The 18,469-nt window shown below is 72.5% G+C and carries 11 protein-coding genes; 6 read left to right on the top strand and 5 right to left on the bottom strand.

All coding sequences use genetic code 11. The features are described 5' to 3' along the window. Positions 1 to 91: 91 nt before the first annotated feature. Positions 92 to 3,769, bottom strand: coding sequence for a BTAD domain-containing putative transcriptional regulator (locus M8J73_RS11600; RefSeq protein ID WP_249828583.1), 3,678 nt, complete (start codon positions 3,767 to 3,769; stop codon positions 92 to 94). A gap of 178 nt (positions 3,770 to 3,947) precedes the next feature. Here M8J73_RS11600 and M8J73_RS11605 point away from each other — a divergent pair, with 178 nt between their 5' ends. The 4 genes from M8J73_RS11605 (at position 3,948) to M8J73_RS11620 (ending at position 9,496) form a co-directional block, all read left to right on the top strand. Then, a complete protein-coding gene (locus M8J73_RS11605; RefSeq protein WP_240501558.1) occupies positions 3,948 to 4,649 on the top strand; it encodes a hemerythrin domain-containing protein in 702 nt (233 codons plus the stop codon). Beyond that, a complete protein-coding gene (locus tag M8J73_RS11610; RefSeq protein ID WP_107424051.1) occupies positions 4,646 to 5,605 on the top strand; it encodes a pyridoxamine 5'-phosphate oxidase family protein in 960 nt (319 codons plus the stop codon). Before M8J73_RS11605 ends, M8J73_RS11610 begins: the two co-directional genes overlap by 4 nt. Positions 5,606 to 5,667: 62 nt before the next feature. After that, a complete protein-coding gene (recD2, locus tag M8J73_RS11615; protein WP_055540763.1) occupies positions 5,668 to 7,935 on the top strand; it encodes an SF1B family DNA helicase RecD2 in 2,268 nt (755 codons plus the stop codon). Positions 7,936 to 8,206: 271 nt separating this feature from the next. After that, on the top strand, positions 8,207 to 9,496 hold the full coding sequence (locus M8J73_RS11620) for a citrate synthase (protein ID WP_055540764.1): 1,290 nt from the start codon (positions 8,207 to 8,209) through the stop codon (positions 9,494 to 9,496). Between the two features lie 668 nt (positions 9,497 to 10,164). Here the strand turns inward: M8J73_RS11620 and M8J73_RS11625 are convergent. The 3 genes from M8J73_RS11625 to M8J73_RS11635 all read right to left on the bottom strand — a co-directional run bounded on the left by M8J73_RS11625 (position 10,165) and on the right by M8J73_RS11635 (position 13,580). Continuing rightward, complete coding sequence (locus tag M8J73_RS11625; RefSeq protein WP_055540765.1) at positions 10,165 to 12,438, bottom strand: heavy metal translocating P-type ATPase; 2,274 nt, start codon at positions 12,436 to 12,438, stop codon at positions 10,165 to 10,167. Positions 12,439 to 12,515: 77 nt separating this feature from the next. After that, complete coding sequence (locus tag M8J73_RS11630) at positions 12,516 to 12,755, bottom strand: heavy-metal-associated domain-containing protein (protein WP_055540766.1); 240 nt, start codon at positions 12,753 to 12,755, stop codon at positions 12,516 to 12,518. A gap of 117 nt (positions 12,756 to 12,872) precedes the next feature. Beyond that, a complete protein-coding gene (locus tag M8J73_RS11635; protein WP_055540767.1) occupies positions 12,873 to 13,580 on the bottom strand; it encodes a TetR/AcrR family transcriptional regulator in 708 nt (235 codons plus the stop codon). Between the two features lie 160 nt (positions 13,581 to 13,740). Here M8J73_RS11635 and M8J73_RS11640 point away from each other — a divergent pair, with 160 nt between their 5' ends. Then, on the top strand, positions 13,741 to 16,149 hold the full coding sequence (locus tag M8J73_RS11640) for an MMPL family transporter (RefSeq protein WP_107424052.1): 2,409 nt from the start codon (positions 13,741 to 13,743) through the stop codon (positions 16,147 to 16,149). A gap of 106 nt (positions 16,150 to 16,255) precedes the next feature. Next, on the top strand, positions 16,256 to 17,308 hold the full coding sequence (locus M8J73_RS11645) for a zinc-dependent alcohol dehydrogenase family protein (protein WP_055540768.1): 1,053 nt from the start codon (positions 16,256 to 16,258) through the stop codon (positions 17,306 to 17,308). 526 nt (positions 17,309 to 17,834) lie between these two features. Here M8J73_RS11645 and M8J73_RS11650 read toward each other — a convergent pair. After that, on the bottom strand, positions 17,835 to 18,425 hold the full coding sequence (locus tag M8J73_RS11650; protein WP_055537648.1) for a GNAT family N-acetyltransferase: 591 nt from the start codon (positions 18,423 to 18,425) through the stop codon (positions 17,835 to 17,837). Positions 18,426 to 18,469 lie beyond the last annotated feature (44 nt).

Here is an 18,469-nt window from a genome sequence, read left to right on the forward strand (position 1 = left end):
CCTCGTGGAATCGATTACACGACTTCGTGCACGGAGGATTGGAATCGATTACACGCGAGGTTGGCAAGCCCCCGAGACGGGATCGTGATGTTCAGTTCCCGATGAGCTCCGCGAGGGCCCGGCGTGCGGCGGTCACCTGGTGCGGCGACCCCCAGACCCGGGCGACCCGATCGGCCAGCGCATAGGCGTCCGCCGCGGCCCCCCGCTCCCCGACCAGCAGGTACAGGTCCCCGAGGGCGTGCGCGAGGGGACGGGTGGCGTAGGCCCCGCCCGCCGTGCCCCCGAACTGCTCCTTCAGCGGCAGCAGCGGCCCGATCAGCGACTCCGCCGTGTCCCGGTCGTCCAGCAGCACGGCGAGTTCGGCGCGGTAGTCGAGTTCCATGCCGTACAGGTGGTCGGTCACCGGTCGCGCGGGGAAGGGCACGGCCGCCGCCTCGTCCAGGCGCCCCAGCCGGGCCAGGACGAGGGCGTGTGCCACCGCGACCGGAGTGCCGACCGACTCGTACACCTCACGGACGGCCGGTTCGAGCTCGGCCTCCCGGCGCTGGGCCAGCCGGATGGTCCACAGGCCGAGCGTCCGCGGGGCCGTGGCGTGGTGAGCCCCGACCCGCTGGAACAGCCCGTCCGCCTCGGTGTAGCGCGCCTCCGCCTCCTCGAAGCGCCCGGCGACCGCCGCCAGCATGGCCGACGTGGCGGTGTTGATGCCCTGCGCCCACCGCATCCGGTAGCGGTGCGCCAGCTCCAGGCCGGCGGCGGTGTGCCGGCGTACCGCGTCGGGGTCGTTGCGGGTGGCCGCGGTCAGGGTGTCGAGGTGCTCGCACACCCAGCGGTGCGCGGGCAGATCATGGTCCCGGGCCAGGACGCGCAGTTCGTCGACGAGCGGGGTGCGGGCGGCGCCCTGCGCCTCGTGCGGCAGCAGTCCGGCCGACGTCATCAACGCCGAGGCCAGCAGCCGTGGTTCGCCGTCGGCCCGGGCCAGCTCCAACTGGGTGTCAGCCGCCTCCCGGGCCCGTCGCGCGTCCTCGCCCGCCACCGCCTCCACCAGGACCTGCAGCACGCGCGCGCGGGTCGGACCGTCCAGCGAGCGGTCCCCGGCGAGCCGCTCCAGGTGGGCCAGTGAGGTCCGGTCCACGAAGCCCTCCAGACGGCTGCGCCAGGGCGAGGGTTCGGTCCACGCGCCGTAGACCGCCGCGGCCAGGTCGTCCCGGCCGGCCCGCACGGCCAGGTCCACCGCCTGCCGCCGGGTGTGCCGGGCGGCTCCGGTGGCACCGGCCCGCACCTGCGCACCCAGCAGCCGCACCAGCAGCGCGACCGTGCCCTCCGGGTGGGCCTCGGGGTCGGCGGTCACCGCGGTGTGCGCCTCCAGCGCCTGCCGGACGAGTCCTACGGCCACGTCATGGGCGTAGCGCCGCTCGGCGAGCTCCGCCGCCCGCAGCGCGTAGTCGACGGCCAGCGGAGCGTTCGCCGTCCGGCCCGAGCGGGCGAAGTGGTGGGCCAGGGCCGCCAGATCGTCGGGCCGGTGCGCGCGCAGCCGCTGCGCGACGCGGTCGTGCAGCCGGGCCCGGCGGATCCCCGACAGGTCGGTGTAGACGGTGTCGCGGACCAGCGCATGCACGAAACGGACCCGGCCCGGCCCCGGGTCGGTCAGCAGGTCCGCGGCCACGGCGGCGTCCAGGCCCGCCAGCACGGTCTCCTCGTCCGCCTCGGCCGCGTCCACCAGCAGCGCGACATCGGACTCGGGGCCGACGACCGCCGCGAGCTGCACGGCCGCGCGCGCGTCGGCGGACAGCAGGGCGAGGCGCCGGCGCAGCACGTCCCGGACGCCCTGGGGGACCTCCGACACGGCCACCAGGGCGCCCTCGTCGGCCAGCAGCCGCGCGCTCTCCCGGACGTAGAAGGGGTTGCCGCCGGTGCGTTCGGCGAGCGCCGCCACCGTGGCCTCGTCGACGGGCTCGCCGCAGACGGCGTCGACCACCGTGGCGACGTCCCGCGGCGACAGACCGGCCAGCGCGACGCGGTGCGGCAGCCGGGGAGCGAGGTGGGCGAGCGTCTTGGCCAGCGGTTCGCCGACCTCGGCCGGGCGGTAGCCGGCGACGGTCAGCAGCGGCACACCGGTGACCGCGGCCGCGGCCTCCAGCAGGGCGAGGGTCTGTCCGTCGGCCCGGTGCACGTCCTCCAGGAGCACGGCGACGGGGCCGCCCGCGGCCGCCTCGTGCAGCCACGCGGCGAAGGCCCGGTGCAGCCGGAACCGTCCCGCGGTCGCTTCGTCCCGGGTCGTGGCGGCCGTGCCGTCGGGTTCGTGCAGCAGCGCCGCCACCTCCTCGGGCCGCGCCGGAGGCACGAGCCGGGCGAGCGCCCCGAGCGCCTCCACCCAGGCCCACGCGGGTGGAGCCCCTTCATGCTCCGGGCACCGCCCGACGACCACCGTCCACCCCTCGTCCCGCAACCGCCGGGCGAACTGCCCGAAGAGCGCGCTCTTGCCGGCCCCGGCCTCTCCGGTGACCAACACGAGCCCGCCGCCCCGCCGGGCGAACCGGGCGACGGAGTCCAGGGCACCCAGTTCCTCGGTACGGCCCACGAAGAGGTCGTGGGCGGGGGGTGTGGGGGACGACGGGGCTGTGGTGGGGGGTCGTTGCGGCGCGGCGGGCGTCGACTCGTGGGCACGGTGGGGTGGTTCGGGGGCGGCTGACGTCGACTCGTGCGTGTTGTGAGGCCGCCGTTCGAGTGCCGTCGGCGCCGACTCGTGCTTCCCGTAGGGCCGTTCCGCTTCCGCTGACGCTGACTCCATTGCGCCGCCCGGCCGTTCCGGTTCGGCTGACGCCGACTCCCTTGCACCGTCCGGCCGTACCGGTGCGGCTGCCACCCACTGCCGTGCAGCGTCGAGCCCTTCCGCTGTGGCCGGGGACGACTTCGCTGCGGCCGACGCCCGTTCCGGTGCGCCGGCCCCCAGGCCCGGCGTGGGCGCCTCCCACGCCGGTGTCAGCGAGGTCACCCGCCGCACCGGCACCGCCGCCCGCAGCACCTCCACCCGCTGGGTCAGGATCGCCCGCTCCAACTCGGTCAGGGCCGGGGACGGGTCGCAGCCGAGCTCGTCGCGGAGTGTGCTGCGGGCCCGGCGCAGTGCCGCGAGGGCGTCGCCGCGGCGGTCGGTGGCCCAGTGGGCCAGCGCCAGCAGTCGCCAGCCCTCCTCCCGCAGGGGCCGTTCCCGCACCATGGCCTCGGCGGTCGGTGCGACCTCGGCGGCGTGCCCGGTGAACAGACCGGCGGCGACGACGAGTTCGCGGGCCTCGGCGCGCAGCGCGTCCAGCCGGGCCGCCTCGGGCACCGCCCAGGTCTCGTCCTCGTGCTCGTGGAACGCGGGCCCGTGCCACCACCCCAGCGCCTCCGTCAGCGACTCCCTGACCTGCGTGGCCGGTGCGCGCCGGGCACGCTCGACCCGGGCCGCGAACCGCCAGGCGTCCACCGCTTCCTCGGGCAGCCGCAGGGCGTACCCCGGGTGCGAGGAGAGCAGGACGGCGGCGGGGGCCCGCGGCGGTCGCTCCGGTTCGAGCAGCCGCCGCAGGTTCGACACATACACCTGGAGGGACACGGTCGCCCTGGCCGGGGGCGCCCCGCGCCACAACTCGTCCACCATCCGGTCCATGGAGACGACCGCCCCACGAGCCGCGACCAGCAGCGCGAGAACGGCACGCTGCCGCGGGGTGCCCAGTCCCACCGGCGCACCCGCGACCTCGGCACCCAACGGTCCCAGCACTCTGATACGCAGCACGCCGCCGGAATCTATCCGAGCGGTGCGCGCAACCCGTCAACGAGTGGTAAACGCTCAGGTCGGCACGGCTTCAGCTGCCGTTCCAAGCGCACGCCAAGCGGAACGCCAAGTCATCGCCAAGTGGACCACGACAGCGTCGGCGCCCGTCGTCCGTAACCCGAACATCGAAGGACACAGCGTGCCCCGCAGCAGTACACCGTCCGGTCTTCCCGTCGCCGACCGCCCCTACACCCACGAGATGGTCGTGGTCCACCGCGTCTTCCGCCGGGAGTCGGCGCTGCTGCCCCGTATGGTCCGGGCCGTACCCGACGGGGAGTCGGCGCGGGCCGCGCAGGTCTCGGCGTACCTGACCGACTACGTCCTGGGACTGCACCACCACCACACCCTGGAGGACGAGTTGATCTGGCCGCTGCTGCGTGCCCGGGCCGACGACGCCGAGGAACTGGTCGCCCGCATGGAGGAGCAGCACGGCCGTATCGACAGCACCCTGGAGGCCGTCGCGCTGTGGGCGCCGCAGTGGCAGCGCTCGGCCGACAGCGTCGCCGGGCAGGAGCTCGCGCTGGCCCTCGATGAACACCGCCTCGCCCTGCTCGACCACCTCGACGACGAGGAACGCCTGGTTCTCCCCCTGGTCGCCGAGCACTTGACGGTCGACGAGTGGGACCTGGTCGGTCGCCGCGGCCTGGAGAACCTCCCCAAGGACAAGGTCATGTTCGCCATCGGCGCGATCCTGGAGGACGCCACCGAGGACGAGCGGGCCTACTTCCTCGGCAAGGCCCCGCTGCTCGGGCGGCTGGTCTGGAAGCTGGTGGGGCGGCGGCAGTACGCCGCTGCCTGCCACGCCCTGCGCGCCCCGTTGTCCGGGGAGGCGGGGCGATGACCGTGCTCGACTCCGCGCCGACGGCCGTCCTCGACGCCTACCGGACCTGCGAGTTCGTCACCCTCGGCCGGGACGGGACACCGCTGGCCTGGCCGACGGCGGTGCGGCGGTGTGAGGACGGCACGCTGGTGCTGACCACGTCCCTCGCCTTCGCCCAGAAGGCGCTGAACATCCGCCGCGACGGCCGCGTCGCGCTGCTCTTCTCCGACCCCACCGGCAGCGGCCTCACCGACGCCCCGCAGCTCTTCGTCGGCGGTCGGGCGCAGTGCCCCGACGACATCAGGACGGGTCCGCAGGACCTGGAGGACTACTGGCGGATGCTGTTCGAACGCCAGCCGCACAGTCGGGCGTATCTCTCCCGGCCCATGAGGCGGTTGATGGACTGGTACTACCTGCGGCTCCTCATCACCGTCACCCCGGAGCAGCTGATCGTACGGTCCGCCGCGCCATCCCCACTCCCCAAGCCGCCCGCCCCTTCGGCGCCGCTGCCCGGAGCCGTCCAACTCGCCCGTTACGACACCGCGGTCCTGGCCGCCCGGGACGCCTCCGGCGCTCCCGTCCTGGCCCGGACCCGCCCGGTGCCCACGGCCGACGGTTTCGCGGTGCGGCCCCCCGACGACTGCGCCGTGACACCGGGCCCCGCCTCGCTGCTGGTGCACCGGCACGACGAGCGGATCAACAACATGCGCAACGCGCTGGTCCGCGGGCACCTGACCCGGAACGGCGACGGCTGGCTGCTGGTCCCCGAGAGGGTCCTGGAGCCGATGGGTTCGGGACGGCCGACGGATGCGATACGGGTCCTGCGCCACACCCAGCGCGCCACCGACCGGTATCTGGAGCGCCGGGGCATGTCCCGGCCCCCGGTGCAGTGGGACCGCTTCCGCGCACTCGCGAAGCCCGCCGCCGGGTCCGGTCCGGCGCGCCTGGAGAGCGTGATGCGCTCCCCTCACCACTGAGCGGAACGGTGCGTCATCGAACCGGGCACCCGGTTGTCGGACCGCGCCTGTAGCGTCGGATCATGCCCAACCAGACGGCCGCCCAGCAGGGGACCGGTGAGCGTCGGCTCGCCGTGCTCGAAGGCGTGCTGGAGCGCATCACGTACGCCAACGAGGAGAACGGCTACACCGTCGCCCGGGTCGACACCGGCCGGGGCGGCGGTGACCTGCTCACCGTCGTCGGCGCGCTGCTCGGCGCCCAGGTCGGCGAGTCGCTGCGCATGGAGGGCCGCTGGGGCTCCCACCCGCAGTACGGCAAGCAGTTCACCGTGGAGAACTACACGACCGTGCTGCCGGCCACCGTCCAGGGCATCCGCCGCTACCTCGGCTCGGGCCTGGTCAAGGGCATCGGCCCGGTCTTCGCCGACCGCATCACCCAGCACTTCGGCATGGACACCCTGAAGATCATCGAGGAGGAGCCCAAGCGCCTCATCGAGGTCCCCGGTCTCGGCCCGAAGCGCACCAAGAAGATCGCCGACGCCTGGGAGGAGCAGAAGGCGATCAAGGAGGTGATGCTGTTCCTCCAGACGGTCGAGGTGTCGACGTCGATCGCCGTGCGCATCTACAAGAAGTACGGCGACGCCTCGATCGGCGTCGTGAAGAACCAGCCGTACCGCCTCGCCGCCGACGTCTGGGGCATCGGCTTCCTCACCGCCGACAAGATCGCCCAGTCCGTCGGCATACCGCACGACAGCCCGGAGCGCGTCAAGGCCGGTTTGCAGTACGCCCTGTCGCAGTCCACCGACCAGGGCCACTGCTTCCTCCCCGAGGAGCGGCTGATCGCCGACGCGGTCAAGCTGCTCCAGGTCGACACGGGCCTCGTCATCGAGTGCCTGGCCGAACTCGCCCAGCCGGACGAGGAGTCGGGCGAGCCCGGTGTCGTACGGGAGAAGGTCCCCGGCCCCGACCCCGGCTCGGACCCGGTCACCGCCATCTACCTGGTCCCCTTCCACCGCGCCGAACTGTCCCTGTCCGCCCAGCTGTCGCGCCTCCTGCGCACGGACGAGGACCGTATGCCCGGCTTCCGTGATGTGGCGTGGGACAAGGCGCTGTCCTGGCTCAGGGGCCGTACGGGCGCGGAGCTGGCCCCCGAGCAGGAGGCCGCCGTCCGGCTCGCGCTCACCGAGAAGGTCGCCGTGCTGACCGGCGGCCCCGGCTGCGGCAAGTCCTTCACGGTCCGCTCGATCGTGGAGCTGGCCCGCGCCAAGAAGGCCAAGGTCGTCCTCGCCGCCCCCACCGGCCGCGCCGCCAAGCGCCTCGCCGAGCTGACCGGCGCCGAGGCGTCCACCGTCCACCGCCTGCTGGAGCTGAAGCCCGGCGGCGACGCGGCCTACGACAAGGACCGTCCCCTGGACGCCGACCTGGTGGTCGTCGACGAGGCGTCCATGCTGGACCTCCTCCTCGCCAACAAGCTGGTGAAGGCTGTGCCCCCGGGCGCCCACCTGCTGTTCGTCGGGGACGTCGACCAGCTGCCCAGTGTCGGCGCCGGCGAGGTCCTGCGCGATCTGCTCGCCGACGGCAGTCCCGTCCCCGCGGTCCGCCTCACCAAGGTGTTCCGGCAGGCCCAGCAGTCCGGTGTGGTGACCAACGCGCACCGGATCAACTCCGGGCACCACCCGGTCACCGACGGCATGAAGGACTTCTTCCTCTTCGTCGAGGAGGACACGGAGGCCGCCGGGCGTCTCACGGTGGATGTGGCGGCCCGTCGGATTCCGGCCAAGTTCGGTCTGGATCCCCGGCGGGACGTCCAGGTGCTCGCGCCGATGCACCGCGGCCCGGCCGGCGCCGGCACCCTCAACGGCCTGTTGCAGCAGGCCATCACCCCGGCCCGCCCCGACCTGCCCGAGAAGCGGTTCGGCGGCCGGGTCTTCCGCGTCGGCGACAAGGTCACCCAGATCCGCAACAACTACGAGAAGGGCGCCAACGGCGTCTTCAACGGCACCGTCGGCGTGGTCACCGCGCTCGACCCGGTCGACCAGCGCCTGACGGTCCTCACCGACGAGGACGAGGAGGTGCCGTACGAGTTCGACGAACTGGACGAACTGGCGCACGCCTACGCGGTGACCATCCATCGCTCCCAGGGCAGCGAGTACCCGGCGGTGGTCGTCCCGGTCACCACCGGCGCGTGGATGATGCTCCAGCGCAATCTGCTCTACACAGCGGTGACCCGGGCGAAGAAACTGGTCGTCCTCGTCGGCTCCCGCAAGGCCCTCGGCCAGGCGGTGCGCACGGTGTCCGCGGGCCGGCGGTATACGGCCCTCGACTTCCGGCTCGCGCCCCGGGGCCTGTAGCCCCCAGGATCTAGGGAGGGGGCCGGTCGGGGGACCCTCTCGCGACTCCCCGGTGTCACGTGAGTGAAATTTGATCGATCAAATGAGTCGCAAAGGTCACACAGCCCTTCCAGATGCCGGACGGAGGGGGCAGGATGAGCAAGTTGGCGGCACTCAGTGCCGCCGATAGGCCCGATGGTCGACCCCGAGTGCACTCTCCTGAGCCAATTGGGGGATGGTAGAGACAGTCAGGGCACCTCGAAGATGAGGCACTACGTCGGTGAGGGAAGACGTGAGCGACAACTCTGTAGTACTGCGGTACGGCGACGGCGAGTACACCTACCCGGTGATCGACAGCACCGTCGGCGACAAGGGCTTCGACATCGGGAAGCTCCGGGCCCATACCGGTCTGGTCACCCTGGACAGCGGTTACGGGAACACCGCCGCCTATAAATCCGCCATCACGTATCTGGACGGCGAGGCGGGCATCCTCCGCTACCGCGGCTACCCGATCGAGCAGCTGGCCGAGCGCTCCACCTTCCTGGAGGTCGCCTACCTGCTGATCAACGGCGAGCTTCCGACGGTCGACGAGCTCTCCACGTTCAAGAACGAGATCACCCAGCACACGCTGCTGCACGAGGACGTCAAGAACTTCTACCGGGGCTTCCCCCGGGACGCCCACCCGATGGCGATGCTGTCCTCCGTGGTCAGCGCCCTGTCGACGTTCTACCAGGACAGCCACAACCCGTTCGACGAGCGGCAGCGCAACCTCTCCACGATCCGTCTGCTGGCGAAGCTCCCGACGATCGCGGCCTACGCGTACAAGAAGTCGATCGGTCACCCGTTCGTCTACCCGCGCAACGACCTGGGCTACGTCGAGAACTTCCTGCGCATGACCTTCTCGGTCCCGGCCCAGGAGTACGAACTCGACCCGGTCGTGGTCTCGGCCCTCGACAAGCTGCTCATCCTCCACGCGGACCACGAGCAGAACTGTTCGACCTCCACGGTCCGCCTCGTCGGCTCCTCGCAGGCGAACATGTTCGCCTCGATCTCCGCCGGCATCTCCGCGCTGTGGGGCCCGCTGCACGGCGGCGCCAACCAGTCCGTCCTGGAGATGCTGGAGGGCATCCGCGACGCGGGCGGCGACGTCGACTCCTTCATCCGCAAGGTGAAGAACAAGGAGGACGGCGTCCGTCTGATGGGCTTCGGCCACCGGGTCTACAAGAACTTCGACCCGCGCGCCAAGATCATCAAGGCTGCCGCGCACGATGTCCTCTCCGCGCTCGGCAAGTCCGACGAGCTGCTGGACATCGCCCTGAAGCTGGAGGAGCACGCGCTCTCCGACGACTACTTCGTCTCGCGCAGCCTCTACCCGAACGTGGACTTCTACACGGGTCTGATCTACCGCGCGATGGGCTTCCCGACCGAGATGTTCACGGTCCTGTTCGCCCTCGGCCGGCTGCCGGGCTGGATCGCCCAGTGGCACGAGATGATCAAGGAGCCGGGTTCCCGGATCGGTCGTCCGCGCCAGATCTACACGGGCGTCGTCGAGCGCGACTTCGTGCCGGTCGAGGCCCGCTAGGGGTTTCCCCATCGGCGGCGGAGCTGCCGGTCGTGGTGCGGAGGCCGTTCTCCGTCGTGGGGTGTGTGGGAGCCGTTCACCCGGTTCCCCGCGCCCCTTTCGGCTTCCCCTGCGCGCACGGGCACAGGACCCCGTATCGGTGGAAAGTGCCTTCTGGGCGCAGAAAGAAGGCGCCCTGCGCCGCTGGTCCCCCCACGGGCCGGCGAGCAGGGCGCCTTCCCATGTCCCGGTGCGGATTCCCCCCACGGGATCCGGCCGGGCGTCTGGTGGACCAGCGCCTGAATCGCTGAGCAGGACGGGGTCCGTCCTGCGTATATGAAGTTGTCGTGCGGTGAGGTGCGGTCTGCCGGGACGCGTACGTACGGGAGGGCCGCTCAAAGCTCCCCGGGTACGTGCCCCGGCAACGCAATTCCGGGAACGTCCCCCAAGACATCCCCAGATGCCAGTCGCGCCCCCCAAGACGCTTCTGACATCGCCAACTTAGACTCACGAACCCCTTCGTTGGTTACGTTCGCGCCACTGTGATCTGCGTCTCTTGCCTTATGTCCTGAAGATGCGCAAGAGACCCGATACGGCGACCGAGGCCCCAGCGTAAGGAAGATGCGCGAGCCTTGTGAAGAGCTTATGTGAGGCTGCTTCCGGACTCTAGAGGGACTTTTACCCGGTCGTCACGCAAATGCCCTGAGTCGCAAGCTGTTCGTGACCACGAAAACGGACGAAAAGGCCATTGCCGCCCCCGCGATCATCGGATTCAGCAGTCCGGCGGCGGCCAGCGGCAGCGCGGCCACGTTGTAGCCGAAGGCCCAGACCAGGTTCCCCTTGATGGTCGCCAGGGTGCGGCGGGACAGCCGGATGGCGTCGGCGGCCACCCGCAGGTCGCCGCGGACCAGCGTCAGGTCGCTCGCCTCGATCGCCGCGTCCGTGCCCGTACCCATGGCGAGCCCCAGATCGGCGGTGGCGAGCGCGGCGGCGTCGTTGACCCCGTCCCCGACCATCGCGACCGTACGGCCCTCGCCCTGGAGCCGCCGTACGACGTCGACCTTGTCCTGCGGCAGGACCTCCGCGATCACCTGGTCGGGGGCGATGCCGACGGCGGCGGCCACGGAGCGGGCCACGCGCGCGTTGTCGCCGGTCAGCAGGACCGGGGTCAGCCCGAGCGCCCGCAGCCGCCGGACGGCCTCGGCGCTGGTGTCCTTGACCGCGTCGGCGACGGTGAGGACACCGACCGCCGTGCCGTCGCGGACCACCACGACCGCCGTGTGCCCCTCGTCCTCCGCGGCCTCCTTGGCGGCCCTGAGCGGCTCGGGGAGGGGTCGGTCGTGGATCCGGCCCACCTGCACGTCGTGGCCCGCCACACGGCCGTGTACGCCCTTTCCGGGCTCGTTCCGGAAACGCTCGACGGGCGGCAGGGGGCCCAGGCGCTCCTCGGCGCCCGCGGCGACGGCCCGCGCGACCGGGTGTTCGGAGGCGTGCTCGACGGCGCCCGCGAGGCGCAGGACGTCCTCCTCGGGGACGCCCTCGGCGGCGTACACCTTCTGGAGGGTCATCCGGCCGGTGGTGACCGTGCCGGTCTTGTCCAGGACGACCGTGTCGACGCGGCGGGTGGACTCCAGCACCTCGGGGCCCCGGATGAGGATGCCGAGCTGGGCACCGCGGCCCGTGCCGACCATGAGGGCGGTCGGTGTGGCCAGGCCCAGCGCGCAGGGGCAGGCGATGATCAGCACCGCGACGGCCGCGGTGAAGGCCGCGGTCGGGTCCCCGGTGACGCCGAGCCAGGCACCGAAGGTGGCCACCGCGATCAGGAGGACGACGGGCACGAACACGGCGGAGATCCGGTCGGCCAGCCGCTGCACCTCCGCCTTGCCGTTCTGCGCGTCCTCCACCAGGCGCGCCATCCGCGCCAGCTGGGTGTCCGCTCCCACGCGGGTCGCCTCGACGACGAGCCGGCCGCCGGCGTTCACCGTCGCGCCCGTGACGGCGTCGCCGGCGGTCACGTCCACCGGCACGGATTCGCCGGTCAGCATGGACGCGTCGACGGCGGAGGCGCCCTCTACGACGGTGCCGTCGGTGGCGAACTTCTCCCCGGGCCGTACGACGAACCGGTCGCCGACCACCAGCCGCTCGACCGGGATCCGGGTCTCCCGGCCCTCGCGCAGCACCGAGACGTCCTTGGCGCCCAGGCGCAGCAGCGCCTTGAGGGCGGCGCCCGCCCGGCGCTTGGAGCGGGCCTCCAAGTAGCGGCCCAGCAGGATGAACGCCACGACCCCGGCGGCCACCTCCAGGTAGATCGTCGAGGAGCCCGCCGTGCGCGACACGCCGAACTCGAAGCCGTGCCGCATGCCCGGCATGCCCGCGTGCCCCAGGAACAGCGCCCACAGGGACCAGCCGAACGCCGCGAGCGTGCCGAGCGAGACCAGGGTGTCCATGGTCGCCGCGCCGTGCCGGAGGTTGGTGAGGGCGGCCCGGTGGAAGGGCAGCCCGCCCCATACGACGACCGGCGCGGCCAGCGTCAGGGAGAGCCACTGCCAGTTGTCGAACTGGAGGGCCGGGACCATGGACATGAGGACCACCGGGGTGGCCAGCAGCGCCGAGACGGTGAGCCGCTGCCGCAGGGCGGCGAGCTCGGGGTCCTCCACCGGGGCGTCCGCGCCCGGCTCCCGGTCCGCCTCGGAATCCACCGCCGGAGGCGCGGGGGGCGGCGGCTCCTCGGCCGTGTAGCCCGTCTTCACCACGGTGGCGATCAGATCGGCGACCTCGACCCCCGAGGGGTAGGCGATCTTCGCCTTCTCCGTCGCGTAGTTCACCGTGGCGGTGACGCCGTCCATGCGGTTGAGCTTCTTCTCGACGCGGGCCGCGCAGGAGGCGCAGGTCATCCCGCCGATCATCAGTTCGACCTCATGGGCCGACTCGGCCGCGGGGGTGGCTTCGGTGGTGCTGGTCATGTCCGTGTCCGTGCTCCGGGGAACGTGCGGAAGTGCGGTCCGGGGCGGGGCGGGGCCCCGCCCCGGGCGGGCGGTTCTCAGACGGTGCCGACGAGCTCGAAGCCGGCCTCGTCGACGGCGGCGCGCACGGCCTCCTCGTCGAGCGGGGCGGACGAGACCACGGTGACCTCGCCGCTGGAGGCAACGGCCTTCACCGAGGAGACGCCGGCGATCTCGGAGATCTCGCCGGAGACGGCACCTTCGCAGTGGCCGCAGCTCATGCCGCTCACCTTGTAGACGGTGGTGACGGAGCCGGGAGTGTCGGTCTGGGCGGTCATGTCGTTGCTCCTCATCGGGGTGTCTGGGGTACGTGTAACCCTTCAGATCTCCTACCCTATACCCCTAGGGGGTATGAATCCAAGAGAGGTCGGGCGCTCGGGGTGGGGCGCGCGGGTTCAGGGGGTCGGGTTCGAGGCCGCGGTCGAGGCGGCCGCGCCGGGAGTCGCGGTGGTGGCCGCGGTCGCCTGCGCGTCACGGAGGCGGTCGCCCACCAGTGGGTCGAGGTAGCGGAACAGCACGTCCTTCAGCTCCTGGACGTACGCCTCGCGCTCGTCGCCCTCGCTGGCGAGGACCAGTTCGAGGCCCGCCATGTAGAGGGCCATGCAGACGTGCGCGATACGGGTGACGGCGGCGGCCGGCCGGTCGGGCAGGAGCGGGGAGAGCAGGTCCTCGACCCGGGTGATCAGGGTGTTGTGGAGGGCGTCGTGCTCCTCCGCCATCCGGCCGGGGACGTCCGGGCCGTGCATGAGGGTGAAGAACACCGGGTTGTGGCAGTTGAAGTCGATGAACCGGTCGACGGCGGCCGCCACCGCCTGCTCCAGCGGGGTCGCGGGATCGATCGGCGCGAGCGCCTGGCCGTACGCCGCCCGCATGTCGGCCATCAGCCGCTGGCCCAGCTCGATCGCGATCGCTTCCTTGTTCGGGAAGAACTGGTACAGCGTGCCCGGTGAGACACCGGCCTCGCGGGCGATCGCGTTGGTGCTCGCGGCCGCGTACCCGGTCGAGGTGAACACCGAGGCCGCGGCTTCGAGGAGTTGGGCGATGCGGCGCTCGCCGCGGGCCTGGCGGCGGCGCGGCTGCTCCTGCTCCTGGTGGGTGGGCATGCGGTTGTCCCCAGCTTCTCGGACCTGATTGACAAACACGAGTCGTCGCTCGCATTCTGATGAAACGCGAGCGATCTCTCGTGTTTGCCAGTTTATGGCGTGGCGCATCCGCCCGCCCGGCTGCGCACGGCACGGATCAGACTGAAGGGGACACCGCACCATGACCGAAGTCAACAGGCCACCCCGAGCGGGAGGCTGGACCAGACTGGTGACCGCCCGTCCCCGGCTCTCCCTGCTCGTGGCCCTGCTGATCACCGCCCTCGCGGTCGTCGCGGGCAGCGACGTCGCCGACCGTCTGACCAGCGGCGGCTGGGAGGACCCCAAGGCCGAGTCCACCTACGCGACCAAGGCGCTGCAGCGCGAGTTCCCGAACTCCCAGCCGAACCTGCTGCTGATGATCGACGCGGGCGACACCTCGGTCGACGATCCGGGGGTCGCCGCCGAGGCGAAGCGGCTGACCGGGCGGCTCGCCGCCGAGAAGGGCGTCACGGGCGTCGGCTCCTACTGGCAGACCGGTGCCCCCGCCCTCCGCGCCGAGGACGGCCGTCAGGCGCTGATAGCGGCCCGCCTGACCGGCGACGAGACCACGATGAACGCGACGCTGGACCGCATCACGCCCGAGTTCCGCGGCACGCACGGCCCGGTCGACGTCAAGATCGGCGGCATCGTCGCCGTGCGCCACGAGATGCAGACGATCATTCAGGAGGACCTCACGCGGGCCGAGCTGATCGCCCTGCCGGTGACCCTGGTCCTGCTGGTGATGGCCTTCGGCAGCGCGGTCGCCGCCCTGCTGCCGCTCGTCGTGGGCGTCGTCGCCATCCTCGGCACCAACGCGATCCTGCGCGGTCTCACCGAGCTGACCGACGTCTCGATCTTCGCGCTGAACCTCACCACCGCCATGGGCCTCGGCCTCGCGATCGACTACGCCCTGTTCATCGTGCGCCGCTTCCGCGAGGAGCTGTCCGCCGGCGCCGACCCCCGGGCCGCCGTCGCCACCACCCTGCGCACCGCCGGGCGCACGGTCCTCTTCTCGGCGCTCACGGTCGCCGTCTCGCTCGCCGCGATGGCGGTCTTCCCCCAGTCCTTCCTGAAGTCCATCGCCTACGCCGGCATCGCGGTCGTCCTGCTCGCCGCGGCGGCGGCCCTGATCGTGCTCCCGGCGGCCCTGGTGCTGCTGGGCGAGCGGGTCAACGCCCTCGACCTGCGCAAGCTGTTCAGGCGCCGCAGGGCGGAGGGGGCTCCCGCACGCGAGGAGGGCGCCGCCTGGGGACGCACGGCCGGCTTCGTCATGCGCCGCGCCCCCTTCTTCGCCATCGCCACCACCGCCGGCCTGGTCCTCCTCGGCCTGCCCTTCCTCGGTGTGAAGTTCGGTTCGGCCGACGACCGTCAGCTCCCCGCGTCCGCCGAGTCCCGTGTGGTCCAGCAGCACATCCGGGAGGACTTCCCGGGCACCCCCGGCGGCGGTCTGGAGATCCTCGCCGAGGGCCGAGCGACCGAGGCCCAGTACGCCGCGTACAAGGACGAGATCGCCGCCCTGCCCGATGTGCTCCGGGTGGACGGCCCCGTGGTCGACGGCGACGCGGCCTACTTCGCCGTGCAGCCGAAGGGCGACGTGGTCGACGAGGCCGCGCAGGACCTGGTCCACGACATACGGGCGCAGGCGGCCGACGCCCCGTTCAAGACGTCGGTGACGGGTGCGGGCGCGGTCCTGGTCGACACCAAGGAGGCGATAGGCGGCGGCCTGCCGCTGGCCCTCTCCTTCATCGCCGTGGTCACCCTCCTGCTGGTCTTCCTGCTCACCGGCAGTGTGCTGGTCCCCCTCCAGGCGGTCCTGCTGAACGCGCTCAGCCTCACCGCGATGTTCGGCGCGATGATCTGGGTCTTCCAGGACGGGCACCTCTCCGGCCTGCTGGGCTTCACCCCCTCCGGCTCCATCGAGACGACACTGCCGGTGCTGATGTTCTGCGTGGCCTTCGGCCTCTCCATGGACTACGGCGTCTTCCTGCTCTCCCGCATCAAGGAGGAGTACGACCACACCGGCGACCACACCGCCGCCGTCCGCCACGGCCTCCAGCGCACCGGCGGCCTCATCACCGCCGCCGCCGTCATCCTGGCCGTCGTGATGATCGCGATAGGCACCTCACGGGTGACGAACACCAAGATGCTCGGCCTGGGCCTCGCCCTCGCCGTGCTCATGGACGCGATGATCGTGCGCAGCCTGCTGGTCCCGGCCGTCATGCGGCTCACGGGCCGCGCCACCTGGTGGGCCCCGGCCCCGCTGCGCAGGTTCCACGAGCGGTTCGGCCTGAGCGAGGGGGAATCGGCCCCGCGCGCCACCGAGACCGAGACCGGGACCGCGACCGGGACCGCAGCCGAGACCGGCACGGGGGCCGCCACGCAGACGGAGACGGGGACGGAGACCGAATCGGGGACCGGGAGCACCGCGCCGTCCGCGACCCCCGCGTCCGGGAAGGGCGAGGAGGGCGACCGGGACAAGGCGAGCGGCGCCGACCCGGAGAGCGACGCCGGCAGACAGAGCGACCACGACAAGGTGGAGATCTCTGGCTAGCGTTCACCGCAAAGGATCTCCGACAGGTCGGCGGGCCGGCGGGCCGGCAGATCGGTCGGCAGGCGGACGGGCCGGCCGACCTGTCGGGCGGTGAGGGCGAGGGCGTATGCGCGCGGTGGTGTTCGAGCGGTTCGGTGAGCCGGCCGAGGTACGGGACGTGCCGGACCCGGCCCCGGCGGTCCACGGCGTGGTCGTCCGCGTCGAGGCCACGGGCCTGTGCCGCAGCGACTGGCACGGCTGGATGGGCCACGACCCCGACATCACCTTGCCGCACGTCCCCGGCCATGAACTGGCCGGTGTGGTGGAGGGGGTCGGCGCCGGGGTGACCCGCTGGCAGCCGGGCGACCGGGTCACCGTCCCGTTCGTGTGCGCCTGCGGCGGGTGCGCCGCCTGCGCGGCCGGGGACCAGCAGGTGTGCGAGAGGCAGACCCAGCCGGGGTTCACGCACTGGGGCTCGTTCGCCCGGTACGTGGCCCTGGACCACGCCGACGTGAACCTGGTGGCGCTGCCGGAGGGACTGTCGTACGGCACGGCGGCCTCCCTGGGCTGCCGGTTCGCCACGGCGTTCCGGGCGGTGGTGGCGCAGGGCCGGGTCGCGGCGGGCGAGTGGGTGGCCGTGCACGGCTGCGGGGGAGTGGGCCTGTCGGCGGTGATGATCGCGGCGGCCTCCGGCGCCCGGGTCGTCGCCGTCGACGTCTCGCCCCGGGCCCTGGAGCTGGCGCGGACGTTCGGCGCGGCGGCCTGCGTGGACGCCTCGGCGGTCCAGGACACGGCCGAGGCGGTACGGGACCTGACCGGCGGCGGCGCCCATCTCTCGCTGGACGCGCTCGGCTCGCCGGTCACCTGCGCGGCGTCGGTCGGCAGCCTCCGCCGCCGGGGCCGCCATGTCCAGGTGGGCCTGCTCCCGTCACCGACCGGCACGACCCCCGTCCCCATGGCCCGCGCGATCGCCCTGGAACTGGAACTCCTCGGCAGCCACGGAATGGCTGCCCACGCCTACCCGCCCATGCTGGAACTGGTCCGCTCGGGCGTCCTGCGCCCCGACCTCCTGGTGACGTCGACGATCCCGCTGGACGCCGCCCCCGAGGCCCTGGCCGCCCTGGGCACGGCGCCGGGCAGCGGAGTGACGGTCATCGAACCGTGGATGGACCGCACCTGACGCCCACCGAGCGGGGACCGACCGCCGCCACAGCCGCCGAACCATGAGAGTCAGCGGGCCGTGAAGGTCAGCGGGCCGTGGGCGGGCAACGGGCCGCAACGGTCAGCCGGTCGGAGGTCGTCGTGCCGGGAGCCGAACAGCCATCACGGTCGGCGGCCGCAAGGGTCAGCGGGCCCCAATGGCCATCCGGCCGTCAGGGTCGGCGGGGCGCAAGGTTCAGCCGGCCGGCAGGGTGGCAGCGGGCCGCTAGGGTCGGCGGGCCTCGGGGTCAGCCGGTCGGCAGGGGGTCGGCGGGCAGTCAGGGTCGCGGGCCCCAATGGCCGTCCGGCCGCCACGGTCGGCGGGCCGCAAGCTTCAGCCAGCCGGCAGGGTGGCAGCGGGCCGCTAGTGTCGGCGGGCCTCGGGGTCACCCGGCCGGCAGGGGGCCAGCGGGCAGTCAGGGTCGCGGGCCCCAATGGCCAGACGGCCGCCACGGTCGGCGGGCCGCAAGCTTCAGCCGGCCGCCAGGCACCGTGGCCCGCGGCGGTCACTGGGCCGTGAGGTCCGGTCGGCCGGCCCCCGGGCGCCCGCGGTGCGCGGCCCACTCGGGGGCGAGGATCGACATCCGTACGGCGTCGATCCACTCCCCGTCCTGCCACAGCGTCTGCCGCTCCACGCCCTCGGCCACGAACCCCACCTTCTCGTAGGCGCGCCGGGCGCGGGGATTGTGCGTGAAGACGTACAGCGAGACGCGGTGCATGCCGAGCCGCTCGAAGGCGTGGCCGACCGTCAGGCGCACGGCCTCCGTGCCCAGCCCGCGGTCGCGCCCGGCGGGGCCGATCAGGATGCGGAAGCAGCAGGCGCGGTTGGGCTCGTCCCAGTCGTTGAGCACGACCTCGCCCACCAGCTCCCCGCTCGCCCGGTCCACGATGGCGAGATCGAGCCGGTCGGTCTGCTCGCTTCGGTTTCCGTACCAGGTGCGCAGCCTCTCCATGTCGTACGCCCCGTCCTGACTCCCGGTGAGCCGGATGACGTCCGGGTCGGTCAGGATGCGGGCCATCACGGGGGTGTCGTCCACGGTGAAGGGCCGCAGGACGGCCCGCTCGCCGGTGAGTACGGGTTTCTCGGAGAAGCTCATCCCGGAATCCTCGGCAGGGGGAGAAGGCCGGGGCAAACGATTAA

It is taken from the genome of Streptomyces neyagawaensis, assembly GCF_023516595.1.
In the GTDB taxonomy this organism is placed as follows: domain Bacteria; phylum Actinomycetota; class Actinomycetes; order Streptomycetales; family Streptomycetaceae; genus Streptomyces; species Streptomyces neyagawaensis.